The following is a 15646-nucleotide window of genomic DNA, read 5'->3' as shown; positions in this document are numbered from 1 at the left end:
TCATGGCTGATTTAAAAAGCATTATCGAAAGCGCATTCGAAGACAGAATGAACATCACTCCTGCCACTGTCAGTGATGAAGTAAAAACCGCAGTAGCTGCTGCTATTGCACTGCTGGACAGCGGTCAGGCACGGGTTGCGGAAAAAATTGCCGGTGAATGGGTCACACACCAATGGTTAAAAAAGGCGGTGTTATTGTCGTTTCGTATCAACGACAACCAGGTGATGGCTGGCGCTGAAAATACCTTTTTTGACAAAGTGCCGATGAAATTTTCAGGTTACACGCACGAGCGTTTTGTCGCTGAAGGTATGCGTGTTGTACCACCAGCAGCAGTGCGTAAAGGCAGTTTTATCGGCAAAAACGTGGTGTTGATGCCAAGTTACGTCAATATTGGTGCTTATGTGGGTGAAGGCACTATGGTCGACACCTGGGCCACTGTCGGCTCATGCGCCCAAATCGGCAAAAACGTACATTTATCGGGTGGTGTGGGCATTGGGGGTGTGTTAGAGCCGCTGCAGGCCAATCCAACCATTATTGAAGACAACTGTTTTATCGGTGCCCGCTCTGAAGTGGTGGAAGGCGTGATTATCGAAGAAGGCGCTGTGTTGTCGATGGGTGTCTATATCAGTCAGTCCACCCGCATTTATGACCGTGAAACCGGTGAAGTCACTTACGGCCGGGTGCCTGCTGGTGCTGTAGTGGTACCGGGTTCAATCCCAAGCAAAGACGGCTCACACAGTCTGTACGCCGCTATTATTGTGAAAAAAGTCGACGCCCAGACCCGCGCTAAAGTAGGTATCAACGCCCTGCTGCGTAGTGTGGAATAACAGGAGTACCAAATGATTTCCGGCCCACTCAACTGCGGGCTCTTTTGTCTTTATCAGTGGCTATTACCGATGAGGTAATAAACACTAGTATTCAATACTAAAAAGTCCGGCCTAAGCCGGACTTTCAAGAGAAACGATCAGTGGTGTTAAGTAACAGCAGGGAGGACTGCGCTTACCACCATGACTGATTGTTGGCTCAGAATTCAACTGCCACACTCAAACGCACGTAACGTGGTTGTTGGAAGTCGGTTGGCAGTAAATAATCTGGGTCTGCTTCACCGATGTAACGACCTGTATCCGGGTCCTCACCCGCATAACGTTCCGCAACCTCGTTGACTTCTAACACTTTGCGGTTGTTTAACAGATTGAACACATCCGCACGCCAGGTCACATCTGTGCCCATGAAATCCATCACATATTGCAGCGACAAGTCAATGGTATAGTTGCTTGGTGTTGTACCTAAGCTACCGCGTGGTACCAGTTTGCCGTCTTTGTAGAAAGATTCTGCTTCATAGAAAGAAGCGAATACATCAGTACCATGGAAACCGAAAGCATTCTTCGGACGGCCTGATTTGTATCGGAAGTTAACACCCGCAGTCAGATCTTCTGCTAAGCGGTAAGAACCAAAGATTTTAACCTGGTGACGACGGTCATTTGGCAGATTGCCGAACCCACCATCCAGCAGGCCAGGCTGGTCAAAGTTGGTTGTCAAACCCGCATCAGACTGTTCGTTATCTGAACGGACAAAACCTTCACTATTCCCCCAACTGTGTGACCAGGTATAAGTTGCATCCAACATCCAGATATCATCCCAGTTACGGTTGACATTTAAATCTACCGCAGCATATTTACGCACAGCTTCTGGATATTTCAGGTCCTCAGCAGAAATAGTGTAAGCTTGATTTTTCAGAGGACCGTCACCATCAGGATCCGTCGTAATAGTCACTGGCTTACCAGGATTCGTCAGTACATAGTAGTGAAAACCATCACACAACGTACATTCAGCTTTAAAATCACGCATCAACATGTCGTTGAAGCCTTTATCGATGGCAACGTCTTCAAGAGTGCTCTTCAGATCACGGAAAGTTGCTTTTACGCCGTATGACCAGTCGTCATTAATCATGCCGTGATAACCTAGGATCAGCTCGTCCTGGTACATTGGATCAATATCGGCATTCACAGTTTCCTTGGTGTTTTTGATCTCACCATTAGAGAATACTGTCAGACCTCCAGCTGCGGCTCCTAGTGTTGGTACGAAAGTTTTCGGATCAATGGCTGCCACATTAAACACCTGACGGGTATAGAGTTCATCACCAGCCAAACGAATATTGGTGTTGGTGGCGACAGGCAGGAAATAACGGCCATAGTTTGCAAAGAACTTACCTTCACCCTCACCAGTAGGGTCAAAAGCAAGACCCAAGCGTGGCGCGATCTGGTTATCCACGTCAACAAACGGAGTACCCACCTTGTTCAGGTTTTTGAAAGACTCATTCCGAAGACCTAGGTTTAACGTCAGCTGATCCGTAACTTTCCAGTTGTCCTGTACATAATAGGCATAACTTTCAGTCTCGAAACTACCATTATTAATGTAAAACTCCTGACGGACTAGGTTACAGCCAGAAGCAATTTCCTGTGCCAACTTGGCAGGATCACAACCTTGATAACGGTACGAAACACCACCGGCACGACTGGTTTCGTTGAAAGCAGACAAATCTTCTCTGTCGACACCAAAGCGAATGGAGTGATCGCCAAGATAATAATCAAAATCTAACCGCAGTGCTTTACGCTCATCTTCTTCAACTGACGGCGTCGCAAGTGCCCAGCTTCCAAGGTTAGTGCCTGTGAAGCGCTCAAAAATCATAGGTAAGTCACCAAAAGGAGATTTACCAGCGTTGACATCACTAAAATTCGCTTTGTTGATACCATAGTTGAATGCCATGGTCAGCTCGTCAGTTAGGATCGAGGTATATTTAAGCGACCATGTGCTCCCCCCGCGCTTCGTGATGTAATCACCACGGAAAGATTTTAGACTGTCGGCATCAGCGTCATAATTGTATTTTCTGCCCTCTAGATCAGAGGAACTGTCAAAAGCAGTCAACTCAACGATGTTTTGCGAATTGATATAGAAATCCAGCTTCACTGCATAGAACATATCGGACGCGTCACGGAAGTAGAAATTTGACGATGTTCCATAATCTGCTGTGCGGTCTTTTTTGTTTACCAGAGCATAATAAAAGAACTTATCTTCTATCAGGGCGCCGCTAGACCACAGGTTATAATTACTCAGTTCATCCTTATCTTTGCTGTTGAGCGCAAAGTATTTTGAACCTGCTTCTTCAATAGCGGCTGCATCAGTCCTGACTGAATCTTTTTGTGTTGCACTCAGATTGTGGGGTTCCCAGAATGCACTGAATCCTGCTTTGAAGTCGTTGCTACCACGTTTAGAGGTTGCATTCACCACACCACCGGTTGAACGACCGAACTCTGCCGAATAGCCACCGGTTTTCACTTCAAAAGTATCATAGAATTCAAAAGGAACTTCAGCACCGGCCAAACCGTTACGAAAGTTAGTAATATTCATTCCGTTGAGATAAAAAGCATTCTCACCGACCGATGCACCACCAAAACTTGCTAAGTTACCAAAGCCACGGTCCCCCTGCGTGGTGCCTGGAGCCATGAGAGCCACGGACGTCACATCACGACTGATTGGGATCCGACTAATCATCGCTTGGTCCACAAGAGTCACAGCTTCACTCGAAGTCACGTCAATCGCTGCAACGCGGGTACCCGTAACTGACAACCGCTCGACTTCTTCGGCAGAAGAGCCAACTGCAGCAGCAGCCAGAGCTACCTGAGTTTTACCGCCTAACTGTACCCGGACATTTTCTTTACGTGCAACCAACTGACCGTCTTTTTCGGCAATAATCAGATAGTTACCCGTTGGTAATAGCGGAAAGCGGTAAGAGCCATCTGCATCTGACTGTATGGTACGCTCAAGACCAGTGTCAGTATTTTTTATTTTAATTGTCACTCCAGACAGCGCCTGACCGCCTGCGGAGATGATATTGCCGGCGAGATAACCTGAGGAGGCTGTATCAGCTGCATAAGCTGATGCTGACATCCCAAGCACTGCAGAAACTGCAATTGCGGCGAGGGACCGCTTAAAACCTGATGTTCCACACTTAGATTTCATTATTATTCTCCAAATTGTTGTTTTGGACGGCTTTTTTTGTGCCGCCTCAAAACCACTATAAACACAGCGAGAATATTTTGTATACAGAGAATGTGATAAGCGGACGCAAAATTCTGACAGGTCGGTGCAGCTAAAAAATAATCAGGTTAACCAGCTGATCATAGTGAAAAAATAATGCGGGATTTGACAAAAATCTGTCATTTTTTCTGTGGCGTTGTGGCTTGTTTGCGTTAGTTCCACAGCACTCTGCACAAAAAGCACGCAGAGCCTGTGTAACTGTAACAAAACACTCTGAAGAAGCTGCTGTATTTATCGGTCAGCGTCGGTATGACATAACAGCGGCAGAGCAGCAGCATCACAGTCCGACCACAGCTGCCGATAAAAATCCTCATTGACGGGCCAGCCAAAACGGACAAACAGCGCGGACATGTCGTCAATTCCGGCATCTATTTGCATCAGCGCACCACTGATGGGGTGCAAAAACTCCAGCCTTTTTGCCACCAGCAATAAACGGGTATTGCCAAAATGTTCAGCAAACAATTTGTTATGTTTACCATCCCCATGGCTGGTGTCGCCCACTATAGGATGGAACAAATGGGCAAGATGCCGTCTGAGCTGATGTTTACGGCCGGTTTGTGGCTGCAGCGCCACCAGACTGTAACGCGCAGCAGCGTAACGTCCTACCGCTATCGGCAATTCCACCTGCGCCAGCGGCCAGATGGCGGTGCGGGCATCCTGTGCCACTTTATCCTGCCGCGCTTTTTTATCGGCTACTTTATCCAGCTGCTCTTTCAGCGCATAGTCCAGCAGCAAGGGGGCTTTGACATAACCACGCACCACCGCCAGATAAAACTTGCGCCAACTTTCCTGTTGATGCTGCTCTGTTAATAAGCGGGCGACTTCGGACGATAACGCAAACAACAGCACCCCTGAGGTTGGCCGGTCGAGCCGGTGCACCGGGAACACATGTTGCCCCAGCTGATCCCTCAGTGTCTGCATCACAAAACGGGTTTCGTGTTTGTCCAGAAAAGAGCGGTGCACCAGCATACCGGCCGGTTTATCCACAGCGACCAGATAAGGGTCCTGATATAAGATTTTCAGCTGCACTGGCTCTGCAGCAGCAAGCTCAACATCTGGCACTTTGTTGTATCCTTTTGCCACTTAATAACTGGTCTAAATCAGCAATTCTATTGATCAGCCCAAGCTTTGCTTCGGTCAGAGGCGCAAATGCCTCTTCGGCGATAGGACAAACGGCAATATTCACCGGCAAAGGCAAACGCCCTTCCACCAAAGCGCCCATACGGGGGATAAAAATAAATTGCAGCCATTGTTCCAGCGGCATAGTGTCACAACAAAACGGCGCCAGACTGGCCAGCGCCTCGGCTGAAGGCGGCACTACACTCCATAATTGCAGCTTTTTGAGTTCAATTTCGATTTGGCTTAATAGCACGGCAACTTGTTGATGCATCAGCAGCCCCTTCGCAGTTTTTTTTCCGGCGCACATACTAGCACGGCTTGCAAATCCTTGCCGCCAACCTCATCATCCGGGTTCAAACGGAGAAAAATAATGAGTTCAGTCGCTGTATTAATAGGCTTGATGTTAATTGCCTACATTTTTCTGCTGCAACGCCGCCAGGATGAAAGAGCAACAGCTCTTGCCAAACAATTGTGCCAGCAACAACAAATTCAGTTTTTAGATTGTGCCAGGGTCAGTCACAAACTGGTGAAAAAGGACGGTCACCGGGTGCTTCGAACTTTGTATCTGGTGGAATTTAGCGGTGATGGCGAAAGCCGGTATCAGGCACAGTTGTGGCTGAAAGGCTTAAGACTGGCCGCTTTTGAACTGCCAGCCTTTAAAACCTGAATGCTGCTACTTATGGGGCTGAGTGTTTGGGCAGCTGCTGTAATTTGGCGGCAAGCTGTCCGGTTAAAAAATCTTTGTACATCACCCAATCACCGAGCAGGCTGTACCATGGATACTGAAAAGTCGCGGGTTTATTGTGCTCAATAAAAAAGTGACCAACCCAGGCAAAACCATATCCTGCCAGCGGCAACAACCAGACAAATTGCCACAGGCCGCTGTAAATTAACCAGCCGAACAACAGCAGCACCACAGTGCTGCCGGCATAATGTAAAGCACGGCACAACGGCTTGCTGTGCTCAGCTAAATAATAGGGATAAAACTCAGCAAAACTCTGAAATTGCTGCATTTGACTCAGGCTCTTTGTTGTCTTGATCGAAACAGCAATGTACCGCTGACCGTCTGAAAGTCAAGCCGGGCCACCTGCTGATAATCATCCTGATGGAAAAGCGGCAAATATTTATCCAGGGTAACAAAAACACCAATGCCTTCTGAGCTGGCATCCTGATCTACCCAGTGATCTATCGCCTGTAAAAAAGTGCGCATGGCTGCAGGGTGATGGTAACTGGGATTGCGCGCCAGAAAGGCCAGCATATGGTAGTTTTTAGCCGGCATAGCGGCATGTATTTTTTGCTCTTTTTCCAGCATTTGCCGGGTCGATAACAAACCTGCGGTTAATAACATTTTTAACCGCCAGTGCCAGAATCTGTCACCTGTCAGCTCAGAAGCAGGCGTGGTAATACAGGCAACCCCTAATAACTGCTCACCCTGTAATAACCCCAGAATAGGTTGTCCGGCCTGCCAGAACGCGGCCAGATCTTCCCGGATGGCCGAACGCAGCCTTTTTTCATAATCAGGCGTTTCAGCACGGAAAATTTGCATAAAGAGCGGATCGTCATGATAGGCCATATACAAAATGGATGCGGCCAGTTTGAGTTGCTCGGCATTTAACACTTCAACTTTTAAACTTTGATCGGTTGGATTTTCCAGCGCTGAAATATCGCTCATCTTGCCTTTTCCTTTTTTATCATCAGTGGCTTATCCACCATAGCAGGCAATAGCAAGAGCGCAAATCAGGCCGATAAACAACAAAACCGGCCAGAGGCCGGTTTGTGTTCAGGCGGGCATATTACAGCTGCTGGTACGCTTTATCGCCCCAGCCTACTAATAAACCACGTTGGAAAATCAGCGCGGTACATTCGTCTTTGGTGGTCACGCCGTCACCATGGCTGCGGTGGGTGCGGTAAAATAATACTTCTACTGTGTCGCCGTTTTTCTGGAACGACTCGGTAAAATCCGGGGTTCCCAGGCTGTTACGCACTGAAGCTGCATCCACACCTGTTTTTAACTGACTGATATAGTTCTGGTTGGTTTGCTGAATTTTTTTGGTTTTGCTCCAGCTGTCATCGTCATTGTTATCATGCCCTACTGCAATCACACAGCCGGATAATAAAGAAGTTAAAGTGGCCGCAGCGAATAATTTCATCAGAGAGTTCATAAAAGATCCTTATTAAATACCTACTTAAAAAAGAATGGGAGAATTGTTTTCGCCATGGCATAAGCAAACCCAATGCCAATAAAACTTATCATTAAAAACAATAAGTTATCAATTAGGTGCTCGCTATCCATTTGTAACAAGTGGTAAATTAAACCACTTTTTAGCAAAAACGACTGAACCATGACAGCTTTGTATTCTCTGGTATGCCAGATTGCCGCCACACTGCAGCAGGAAGGCAAAACCCCAAGTCTGGCGCTGGTACGCGCCCGTGCCGGCAAAGGTGTGGCCGCACCTGAACTGTTCAGCGCTTACCAGCAATGGCGGGCAAATCCGCCGGCCGCCCTGCCCGATGCTGCACAACCAGACAACAATCTGTTACAACAAGAGGCATTACCTGCAGCAGAAACTGTTGATCTTGCCATGCTGCAACAAGACATTCGCCGCCTGGAGCAAAAACTTGATCAGGCGCTGTTGTTGTTACAACAACTGCAGGATAAAAGCTGATGTGGGTGGCTGAACTCAGATTTCGTATTATTGCCGACACCAGTTACCCGGCCGCTGAAGCTGCGGTGCGGGCATATCTGGAATGCCTTATTTTTCAGGGGCAGATACTGGGGCGCGAATTTCCGACTTATCTGGCGCAGGATGAATTTGTCAGCCGGCTGATTTTACCTGCGCCTGATGCACTGCAAAAACAACACCATAGCCAAAGAGGGCTTGCGGCATTACATGCGCTTGGCAGTGCCGGCCTTGCTTATCCTCAGATGGCAGTGCTTGGCGAAGATCTGATGTCCAACCATACCGATCCTTGCAAAACACCGGCGGCTTATATCCTTTATTGCCGTTTTGGCCATAGTAATTCAGTGCTTTATTGTGCTGAACATTTTGCCCCTGTACCGCTTTATCAGTTGAAGGCCACCTCAGCACAGGACCATGAAGATTTGATCCGCTGGCAGCTGCAATATCAGGCGCTGGATGAAATTCAGATGCAGGAAAAAAGAGTGCTGGATAATACCGCTGAACGCAGTTTACAAAGGCTGCACAGTAAGCTGAATCAGCAAGGGCGGACTTTTGCCAGGAAGCTGGAGCAGTCGTTACAACGACCTGTTTATTACGCACTTTATAGTGGCAGCAGTAACGACTGCAGTCAGGAAGCGGATAAACTGTGCCCTGGCTGCGGCAAAGCCTGGGCACTGAAAACACCGCTACATCAGCTATTTGATTTTCAGTGTGAACCCTGCCGGTTATTAAGTAACATTGCCTGGCAATGCCAATAACATCAGGCCGGCCAACTGTTGTGACAGCGCCTGCCGGTTTTTATGCCGGCAAGCTCAGGCTCTGTAAAAATTCAGTTAAAGAGCCGGCCAGCTTTTCTTTTACTTCACAGCCCACCCGCTCCAGATACACCTCACCTGTGCTGTTGAGCACAGACAACAATAAATCTTCATCGTCGGTTACGGCAAAAAAGATGGTGACTTGTTGTTTTAACCGTCTTTTCATCAGCACATGACCAATAATATTTTGTTGCAACCGCTCAGTGTCGGCCTGATGCCAGGGCATTAACAGCTCAACAGGCCCACGCTGATGCTGCAGCTTTAAACCACCGCCAAAAGCCACGTTGTAATAAGCTTTGATGTCCGGATGTAATTCAAGCTCAAGCCCATGCTCCAGGCCGCTAAAATCAATAGGATTTTGTACAAACACCGGCCACCAGGCGACTTGCTCATTTACCACCTCACCATACTGACAAGGGGAAGTTTGCTCAGGTTCAGCATAAGCCCACCACTGCTGACCTGCAGCCTCGGCCGCTTGCCGGCATTTTTTTAATAAATCGCTCAATTGCAACGCAACTTCAGACATAAGAGCCCAATATCCTGTGATAAAATTGCCGCATTCTAACCGGTTCGAGCTTGCCATGACAAAACCAGATGAATCTTTACTTGCCCATTTAAGCCTGGGCAAAACCACCGCTTATACCGACCAGTACGACGCCAGCCTGCTGCAACCCGTACCACGTCAGCTGGGCCGCGATGCCATCGGGCTTTCTGCCGGCACCGAAACTTTGCCATTTTATGGTCAGGATATCTGGCATGCCTACGAGCTGTCCTGGCTCAATCACAAAGGCAAACCTATGGTGGCACTGGCCACTTTTGTGGTGCCGGTCAGCTCGGCCAATCTGATTGAGTCTAAGTCTTTTAAGTTGTATCTGAACAGCCTGAACCAAACCCGTTTTGTGGATATCAGCCAGCTGTATCAAACGCTGGTGCGCGATTTATCGGCTTGTGCCGGTGCCAAAGTTGAAGTGACTATTCATCATGTCAATGAACTGATCGCGTTTCAGCCCACCTGGATCCAGGGGCGATGCCTGGATGATCTGGATATTGAAGTGCAGCAGTATGAATTTGACCCGGAACTGTTAAAACTGGCAGGCCCTGCACATCAGGTGGAAGAAAAATTACATTCCCATTTATTAAAATCCAATTGTCTCATTACCTCACAACCGGATTGGGCCAGTGTATTTATTCATTACCGTGGTGCCGCTATTGACCATGAAAGCCTGCTGCGTTATCTGATTAGCTTTCGTCATCACAATGAATTTCATGAACAATGTGTTGAGCGCATTTATCTGGATATTCAGCGCCGCTGCCAGCCGGAATTTCTTGCTGTGTATGCCTGTTATACCCGACGAGGCGGCCTGGATATCAACCCGCTACGCAGCAGCGAACCTTATACCCCACCAAATATCCGGCTGACCCGACAATAACATCTTCGGTAAAGCTGATAAAAAAGGCCGCATTTGCGGCCTTTTTTATTCTGAACAGCTTAGCTGTTGATACTAAAAACTCTTTCTTTCAGGGTTTTAGCTCAGCGTTTTGCCTTGCTCTCAGCACCATCGGCAAGTGGCACACCAAGCCAGGCCTGATGGTATAACTTCTGCTGACGGCTTGGTTTTTTCACTGGCACAATTTTACCAGGTTCAGCCGGTAAAGCGCCTAAGGTCACAGTTTTGTCCAGCAACCGGCCCTGCCGGAACAGTGTTAACCTCAGCTTTTCACCTGGTTTAAAATCTTTGAGCCTGTCAGTCAGTGCCGATTTTAACTGCAACCGGTTTACAGCGATGACTTCATCCTCTGAAGTTAAACCCGCTTGCCAGGCCGGACCATCACGCTCCACTTTACTGAGCTTTTCGACCCCGGCATTAAAGCTGCCGGTTACACCTAACCAGGCCTGTTGTTTGTCAGCGGTTTTATACTCAAGACCAGCGTCTGCCAACAAGGCTGTGGCATCCAGTTGTAGTGGGCTTTCAACCTGTTGTTGCCAGAATTCAGTCAGGGGTTTGCCGGTTAAATCCAGCGCAATTTGTTGTACGTCAGCGGCAGTAAAAGCCGTGGTTTTGCCAAAACGCTGATACAACTCATTGTGCAGGGTGCGGTAACTGGCCTTTAAGCCGGAGTGGCGCAATAAATGTTGATCCAGCAGCCAGCTGACCAGATAACCTTCAGAGTAGATATTCACACTAAAGTTATCGGCATGATCGCCCGACAGACTGATCCAACTGTCAAAACTGCTTTGCGCCACCGACTGCACTTTAGCGCCGGGTAAACGGGCAAACTTCTCCAGTCGTTTGGCTAAGTCTTCATAAAACTCGGCTGGGGTCATTAAACCGGCACGCAGTAATAACTGATTCTGGAAATAGCTGGTGGAACCTTCCGAAATCCATAACAGCTCTGTGTAGTTCGGCGCTAAATAATCATAAGGCACCAGTTCTGCCGGGCGATAAGCTTTGACGTTCCAGGTGTGCACCAGCTCGTGGGCCGCAGTGCCTAAAAACTCCAGATAATGTTTGCGACTGGCAAAACTGAATCTGTCACGCTGGATCACCGTTGAATTTAAATGTTCAGTCGCACCACGGGCGCCTGAGGTAGCATGAATAATAAAGAGGTAGTTCTGATAGGGGTATCCCTGCCAGATGCTGGGCGCCTGCGCCACCAGCTTTTGTAAATCAGCCACTATTTGTTTCGAATCGTAATTTCCTTCGCCCCAAAACACCACTTCGTAATTGCGGTGATCAACCACAAAACTAAAAGACTGATGTATGCCTGTTTCTATCGGCGAGTCAGACAACACATCATAATTTGCCGCTTTAAACTGATGTGGATTGTCACCACGCGGCATACCCGAAGTGCTGCGCCAATTGGCCGGCACCTGCAGCTGCACTGTGGAAGGTTGCGAGCGCAGCTCATCGCTGAACATCAGATAGGCACTCGGATTGATATATGCGTGGGTTTCATCAATATGACGGCTACGCTCACCCAGCTGATTGGCATATATCTGATAACTGACTTCAATGTCACCTGCAGCGGGCAGCTCCAGCAACCAGCTGCTTTTTTCTTTTTTGCGAAACTTCAGCAGCTGACCTTGTTGATCACGGGCCTGAAATAATCGCACCCCATTGGCTAAATCCAGGATCTGATATTTGCCGGTCCGCCATGCCGGCAGTTTAAGCTCCACCACACCGGGCGCCAGCACCTTAAACTTCATCTGCACGTCCGCCAGATGATGTTCGGGCTGACTGATATTAATCTGGTAATAGGTTTGCGCCTTCAGTGCTGCGCCATACAGCAACATCATCAAACCAAAAATTTTTAGCATAACTTTCATAACAACTCCTCTGAACTCGGGCTCAACCTAAGTCAAATTCAGCAAGGACGCCAGCGCTTTGCGGTCAAAGTGTACACTTTTGCTTTCAATATTTATGAAAGTCACACTGAAACATTACAACTCAACTTTTACTTTCGTTTCGAAATATGGTTAACTTAGCGACGTTGATGCCAGACACATCAACCCCAACTGATTTAACAGGACAACTGCAATGACAACCCTGACCTCTGTAGAAGAACAATCCTGGTTACCCTACTACCTGACCAGGAAATAAAAACAAAGTCCCAAGCGGGACAAAAAAACGGCAGGCGTTCAACCTGCCGTTTTTTATTGTGCAAATTTGTCGCAATACAAGAAAACGACTGCGCTTTTGCCTTTATTAACGATATACTTAGCGCAAACGTCACTCGCTTCTAGCCAGGAAAACGTCAGTAGTGGACTCAGACAACAATCTCAAAACCCAACTTGCCTCAGCGTTAAAAGCCCGCAAACAGCTCGAAGACACCTATGAAGGTCAGTTTAAAATTCTGACCAACTTTGTGTCTCGTCTGTCGCTGGTGTGCAAAGGAATTGATGTTGATCTGGACAACAAACTGGCCAGACTGCGGCAGGAACTGGCCAAAGGCATCGATCTGGAAAAGATCCTGCCTTTTGTTGAAGCCACCACTGAACAGCTGAAACTGCTGGAAGCCAAACAGCAACAAGAAGTTAAAAAGGCCCAGCTGAGCTTAACCGAAGCCGGAAAACTGCTGCAAAAACAACGGGGTTTGCCAGATCAGCTCAGAAGAGATTTACGTGAACTGCTGAGCAAAGTAGACGAACCCAGCCCCAGTGTGAATGCCTTTTTGCCGCATTTAACCCATTTAACTGAGCTGTATCAGTCGGCGCTCTCCGCCAAACATGACCTTGAGCAGCAGAGTGTTGCTGCACCTGCTGAAACTGACCGTTATGACGCTATCTGCCGGCAAATTTCGGTGGAATTAACCAACCTGCTCAGCGAGCTGGCCTTTGAAGGCCAGTATGCCAAATCGATTGAAGCCATTCGTTTAAGCCTGCTGACTGAACTTAATATTGAAAAACTGCTGGAAGCCTGTCTGCAGACCATCGAAATTATTATTTCCAGCATCAATGATGAGCGGCAGTCGGCTCAGCACTTTTTATTAAAACTGAATGAAGCACTGACCAGCGTGCAACATTCGTTGGTGTCGTCGCTGACCAGCAGCCATGACATTAAACAAAAAATGCAGGCGCTGAATGAACAAATTGAGCGCCAGATAGATTTACTGAGTAAAGAAACCAAATCGGCGACCTCGCTGGAACAGCTGCAGACGATGGTCAGCAGCAAACTGGGTGTGATCACCAACTCGCTCAAAGACAAAGAACAACTGGAGCGGCAGGAACGTGAATTAATGCTGCAGGCGCTGAACAGCATGGCCGAAAGGTTAAAAGAGCTGGAAGAAGAGGCTAATCAGTTTAAAAAACGTCTGGCCGAACAAAAATTCCGCAGCCTGCAGGATGCGTTGACTGAGCTGCCAAACCGCGCCGCCTTTGATGAACGTTATGAGCTTGAAGTGAAAAGAGCCAAACGCTCAGGCAGGCCACTGACCATAGTGCTGGCTGATGTTGATCACTTTAAGAGTATTAACGACAACTATGGCCACAGCGCCGGCGACAAAACCTTAAAAGTGATTGCCAAAGCATTAAAACAAAGCCTGCGTGAAACCGACTTTATTGCCCGTTACGGCGGTGAAGAATTTATCCTGTTATTCCCGGAAACAGATATCAAAGATTTAGTGAGCCCACTGAATAGCATCCGGGAAAAAATTAAACGTATCCCCTTTAAATTTAAAGATAAAAACGTACCTATCACTATTTCATTCGGCGCGACTGAACTTCGCACCGCCGACACCAACCGTGAGGCTTTTGACAGAGCAGACGAAGCCTTGTACGACGCCAAACGCAGTGGTCGCGACAAAGTGGTGTTCCGCGATTAAACCAGCATAACAGGGCTGCCGCCAGGCCGGCCCCAGCCCGGGCCAGTGGCGTACAGCTCAGAAGACAAGGAGAGACTGATGCATGTACAACTGAACCCACTGGGTGCGATGGATTTGTTATCGCAACTGGAAGTGGATCAACTGAAACAAAATTCCAATAGCGAAACCTTCCGCCTGTTCAGAAACTGCTGTTTAGCTGTATTAAACGTCGGCAGCCATACCGACAGTTCAGCTGAAATTTATCAGCAATTTCAGGACTTTGCAGTAAACCTCATCACCCGTGAACGCGGTATTAAAATTGAGTTGTTTAACCCGCCGGCCAATGCCTTTGTTGATGGGCAAATTATCAAAGGTATTCACGAACATTTGTTTGCGGTATTGCGAGACATTCTGTTTTATCACACTCAGCTGGGTTTTGATCAAAACCGGCTGGACTTACACAACAGCGACCATATCACCCACACTGTGTTTGACATTCTGCGCAACGCCCGTGTGATTAGCTCTGCCGTCGAACCCAATATGATAGTGTGCTGGGGCGGCCATTCCATTAATGAAGTGGAATATAAATACACCAAAGAGGTGGGTTATGAGCTGGGATTACGCGGCCTTGATATCTGCACAGGTTGTGGCCCTGGCGCGATGAAAGGCCCGATGAAAGGCGCCACTATCGGCCACAGTAAACAACGGATCCGCCATGGCCGTTATCTTGGCCTGACCGAACCCAGCATTATTGCCGCCGAACCACCAAACCCTATTGTCAATGAACTGGTGATTTTGCCCGATATTGAAAAACGGCTGGAAGCTTTTATCCGCACTGCCCATGGCATTATTATTTTCCCGGGTGGCGCTGGCACTGCCGAAGAGCTGCTGTATCTTCTGGGCATCATGTTGCATGACGACAATAAAGATCAGGTGCTGCCGGTGATCCTGACCGGCCCGAAACAAAGTGAAGCTTATTTCCGGGAACTGCAGGCCTTTATTGCAAAAACCCTCGGTGAAAAAGCACTGGATCTGTTTGAAGTGATAGTGGATAACCCGCCACTGGTCGCGCAAAAACTGAAGCAAGGTTGTGCCGATGTGCGGGCCTACCGTAAAGCCACAGGTGATGCTTATCACTTTAACTGGTCGTTAAAAATTGACAGTGACTTCCAGCATCCATTTATGCCGACCCACCAGAATATGGCGTCACTGGATCTGCATCTGGAGCAGGACAAAGCAAAACTGGCGGCCAATCTGCGCCGCGCTTTTTCCGGCATAGTGGCAGGCAATGTCAAAGATGAAGGCATTAAAGCCATCACCCAACACGGACCTTTTGTGTTGTCAGGCGAGCCGGAACTGATGCATCTGATGGATAATCTGCTGGAAGCTTTTGTGGCACAGGGCCGGATGAAATTACCAGGCAGTAAATATATTCCTTGTTATAAAATTGCCCGCTAAGAGCCATTGGTCGTTTCCAGGCGGCATTAGACGGTTTTAGCCGGACAAACTGCTCTGCTGCAGTTAACATCAGCAAAAGCCTGCTTTCTGGCAGGCTTTTTGTATTGTTTTTCAGAAAAACCAGACTGCACAGACTTGATACTGCTGCAGTGTCAAAAATTTGTTGTGCACAGA

The 15646-nt window shown here is 48.0% G+C and carries 15 protein-coding genes; 7 read left to right on the top strand and 8 right to left on the bottom strand.

Features of this window, described 5'->3' with window-relative positions; all coding sequences use genetic code 11:
* Nucleotides 1-2: 2 nt before the first annotated feature.
* Nucleotides 3-827 (top strand): 2,3,4,5-tetrahydropyridine-2,6-dicarboxylate N-succinyltransferase, encoded by an 825-nt coding sequence (dapD, locus tag V7P87_RS12040; RefSeq protein ID WP_333797645.1) that lies wholly within the window; start codon nucleotides 3-5, stop codon nucleotides 825-827.
* A 196-nt stretch (nucleotides 828-1023) separates the two neighbouring features.
* On the opposite strand, the gene V7P87_RS12035 is transcribed toward dapD, so the two are convergent.
* The 3 genes from V7P87_RS12035 to V7P87_RS12025 form a co-directional block, all read right to left on the bottom strand.
* The gene (locus tag V7P87_RS12035; RefSeq protein ID WP_333797644.1) at nucleotides 1024-4020 is read right to left on the bottom strand and encodes a TonB-dependent receptor; all 2997 of its coding nucleotides are present in this window, start codon (nucleotides 4018-4020) and stop codon (nucleotides 1024-1026) included.
* Between the two features lie 309 nt (nucleotides 4021-4329).
* Complete coding sequence (gene truC / locus V7P87_RS12030; RefSeq protein WP_333797643.1) at nucleotides 4330-5160, bottom strand: tRNA pseudouridine(65) synthase TruC; 831 nt, start codon at nucleotides 5158-5160, stop codon at nucleotides 4330-4332.
* Entirely contained in the window at nucleotides 5147-5488 is a 342-nt protein-coding gene (locus V7P87_RS12025; RefSeq protein WP_333797642.1) for a YqcC family protein, read from the bottom strand. The genes truC and V7P87_RS12025 overlap by 14 nt, the downstream gene beginning before the upstream one ends.
* A gap of 99 nt (nucleotides 5489-5587) precedes the next feature.
* On the opposite strand from V7P87_RS12025, the gene V7P87_RS12020 reads away from it, so the two are divergent.
* Entirely contained in the window at nucleotides 5588-5884 is a 297-nt protein-coding gene (locus V7P87_RS12020; RefSeq protein WP_296299157.1) for a DUF3301 domain-containing protein, read from the top strand.
* Between the two features lie 10 nt (nucleotides 5885-5894).
* Here the strand turns inward: V7P87_RS12020 and V7P87_RS12015 are convergent, their stop codons facing one another.
* The 3 genes from V7P87_RS12015 to V7P87_RS12005 all read right to left on the bottom strand — a co-directional run bounded on the left by V7P87_RS12015 (nucleotide 5895) and on the right by V7P87_RS12005 (nucleotide 7379).
* Entirely contained in the window at nucleotides 5895-6230 is a 336-nt protein-coding gene (locus V7P87_RS12015) for a DUF962 domain-containing protein (RefSeq protein WP_333797641.1), read from the bottom strand.
* A 5-nt stretch (nucleotides 6231-6235) separates the two neighbouring features.
* Nucleotides 6236-6889: a GNAT family N-acetyltransferase gene (locus V7P87_RS12010; RefSeq protein WP_296299160.1), complete on the bottom strand. Its 654-nt coding sequence runs from the start codon at nucleotides 6887-6889 to the stop codon at nucleotides 6236-6238.
* 121 nt (nucleotides 6890-7010) lie between these two features.
* Complete coding sequence (locus V7P87_RS12005; RefSeq protein ID WP_333797640.1) at nucleotides 7011-7379, bottom strand: DUF3192 domain-containing protein; 369 nt, start codon at nucleotides 7377-7379, stop codon at nucleotides 7011-7013.
* A gap of 180 nt (nucleotides 7380-7559) precedes the next feature.
* Here V7P87_RS12005 and V7P87_RS12000 point away from each other — a divergent pair, with 180 nt between their 5' ends.
* Entirely contained in the window at nucleotides 7560-7883 is a 324-nt protein-coding gene (locus tag V7P87_RS12000; protein WP_333797639.1) for a hypothetical protein, read from the top strand.
* Entirely contained in the window at nucleotides 7883-8656 is a 774-nt protein-coding gene (locus V7P87_RS11995) for a DUF2310 family Zn-ribbon-containing protein (RefSeq protein WP_333797638.1), read from the top strand. The genes V7P87_RS12000 and V7P87_RS11995 overlap by 1 nt, the downstream gene beginning before the upstream one ends.
* 40 nt (nucleotides 8657-8696) lie before the next feature.
* On the opposite strand, the gene syd is transcribed toward V7P87_RS11995, so the two are convergent.
* Complete coding sequence (syd, locus tag V7P87_RS11990; RefSeq protein ID WP_333797637.1) at nucleotides 8697-9239, bottom strand: SecY-interacting protein; 543 nt, start codon at nucleotides 9237-9239, stop codon at nucleotides 8697-8699.
* Nucleotides 9240-9294: 55 nt separating this feature from the next.
* On the opposite strand from syd, the gene queF reads away from it, so the two are divergent.
* Nucleotides 9295-10143: an NADPH-dependent 7-cyano-7-deazaguanine reductase QueF gene (gene queF, locus V7P87_RS11985; RefSeq protein ID WP_333797636.1), complete on the top strand. Its 849-nt coding sequence runs from the start codon at nucleotides 9295-9297 to the stop codon at nucleotides 10141-10143.
* A gap of 101 nt (nucleotides 10144-10244) precedes the next feature.
* On the opposite strand, the gene V7P87_RS11980 is transcribed toward queF, so the two are convergent.
* On the bottom strand, nucleotides 10245-12041 hold the full coding sequence (locus tag V7P87_RS11980) for a M61 family metallopeptidase (protein WP_333797635.1): 1797 nt from the start codon (nucleotides 12039-12041) through the stop codon (nucleotides 10245-10247).
* Between the two features lie 434 nt (nucleotides 12042-12475).
* On the opposite strand from V7P87_RS11980, the gene V7P87_RS11975 reads away from it, so the two are divergent.
* Entirely contained in the window at nucleotides 12476-14035 is a 1560-nt protein-coding gene (locus V7P87_RS11975) for a diguanylate cyclase (protein ID WP_333797634.1), read from the top strand.
* A 78-nt stretch (nucleotides 14036-14113) separates the two neighbouring features.
* Nucleotides 14114-15472, top strand: coding sequence for a nucleotide 5'-monophosphate nucleosidase PpnN (gene ppnN, locus V7P87_RS11970; RefSeq protein ID WP_333797633.1), 1359 nt, complete (start codon nucleotides 14114-14116; stop codon nucleotides 15470-15472).
* Nucleotides 15473-15646: the final 174 nt, after the last annotated feature.

The sequence above is a fragment of the Rheinheimera sp. genome (assembly GCF_036782235.1).
Lineage (GTDB): Bacteria > Pseudomonadota > Gammaproteobacteria > Enterobacterales > Alteromonadaceae > Pararheinheimera.
This window is presented reverse-complemented; position numbering and strand designations above follow the sequence as displayed.

Bases quoted from the DNA above. Each gene is read 5' to 3' on its own strand.
- dapD (WP_333797645.1), top strand. From the start codon at position 3: ATGGCTGATTTAAAAAGCATTATCGAAAGCGCATTCGAAGACAGAATG.
- V7P87_RS12035 (WP_333797644.1), bottom strand. From the start codon at position 4,020: ATGAAATCTAAGTGTGGAACATCAGGTTTTAAGCGGTCCCTCGCCGCA.
- V7P87_RS12025 (WP_333797642.1), bottom strand. From the start codon at position 5,488: ATGCATCAACAAGTTGCCGTGCTATTAAGCCAAATCGAAATTGAACTC.
- V7P87_RS12020 (WP_296299157.1), top strand. From the start codon at position 5,588: ATGAGTTCAGTCGCTGTATTAATAGGCTTGATGTTAATTGCCTACATT.
- V7P87_RS12015 (WP_333797641.1), bottom strand. From the start codon at position 6,230: ATGCAGCAATTTCAGAGTTTTGCTGAGTTTTATCCCTATTATTTAGCT.
- V7P87_RS12010 (WP_296299160.1), bottom strand. From the start codon at position 6,889: ATGAGCGATATTTCAGCGCTGGAAAATCCAACCGATCAAAGTTTAAAA.
- V7P87_RS12005 (WP_333797640.1), bottom strand. From the start codon at position 7,379: ATGAACTCTCTGATGAAATTATTCGCTGCGGCCACTTTAACTTCTTTA.
- V7P87_RS12000 (WP_333797639.1), top strand. From the start codon at position 7,560: ATGACAGCTTTGTATTCTCTGGTATGCCAGATTGCCGCCACACTGCAG.
- V7P87_RS11995 (WP_333797638.1), top strand. From the start codon at position 7,883: ATGTGGGTGGCTGAACTCAGATTTCGTATTATTGCCGACACCAGTTAC.
- syd (WP_333797637.1), bottom strand. From the start codon at position 9,239: ATGTCTGAAGTTGCGTTGCAATTGAGCGATTTATTAAAAAAATGCCGG.
- queF (WP_333797636.1), top strand. From the start codon at position 9,295: ATGACAAAACCAGATGAATCTTTACTTGCCCATTTAAGCCTGGGCAAA.
- V7P87_RS11980 (WP_333797635.1), bottom strand. From the start codon at position 12,041: ATGAAAGTTATGCTAAAAATTTTTGGTTTGATGATGTTGCTGTATGGC.
- ppnN (WP_333797633.1), top strand. From the start codon at position 14,114: ATGCATGTACAACTGAACCCACTGGGTGCGATGGATTTGTTATCGCAA.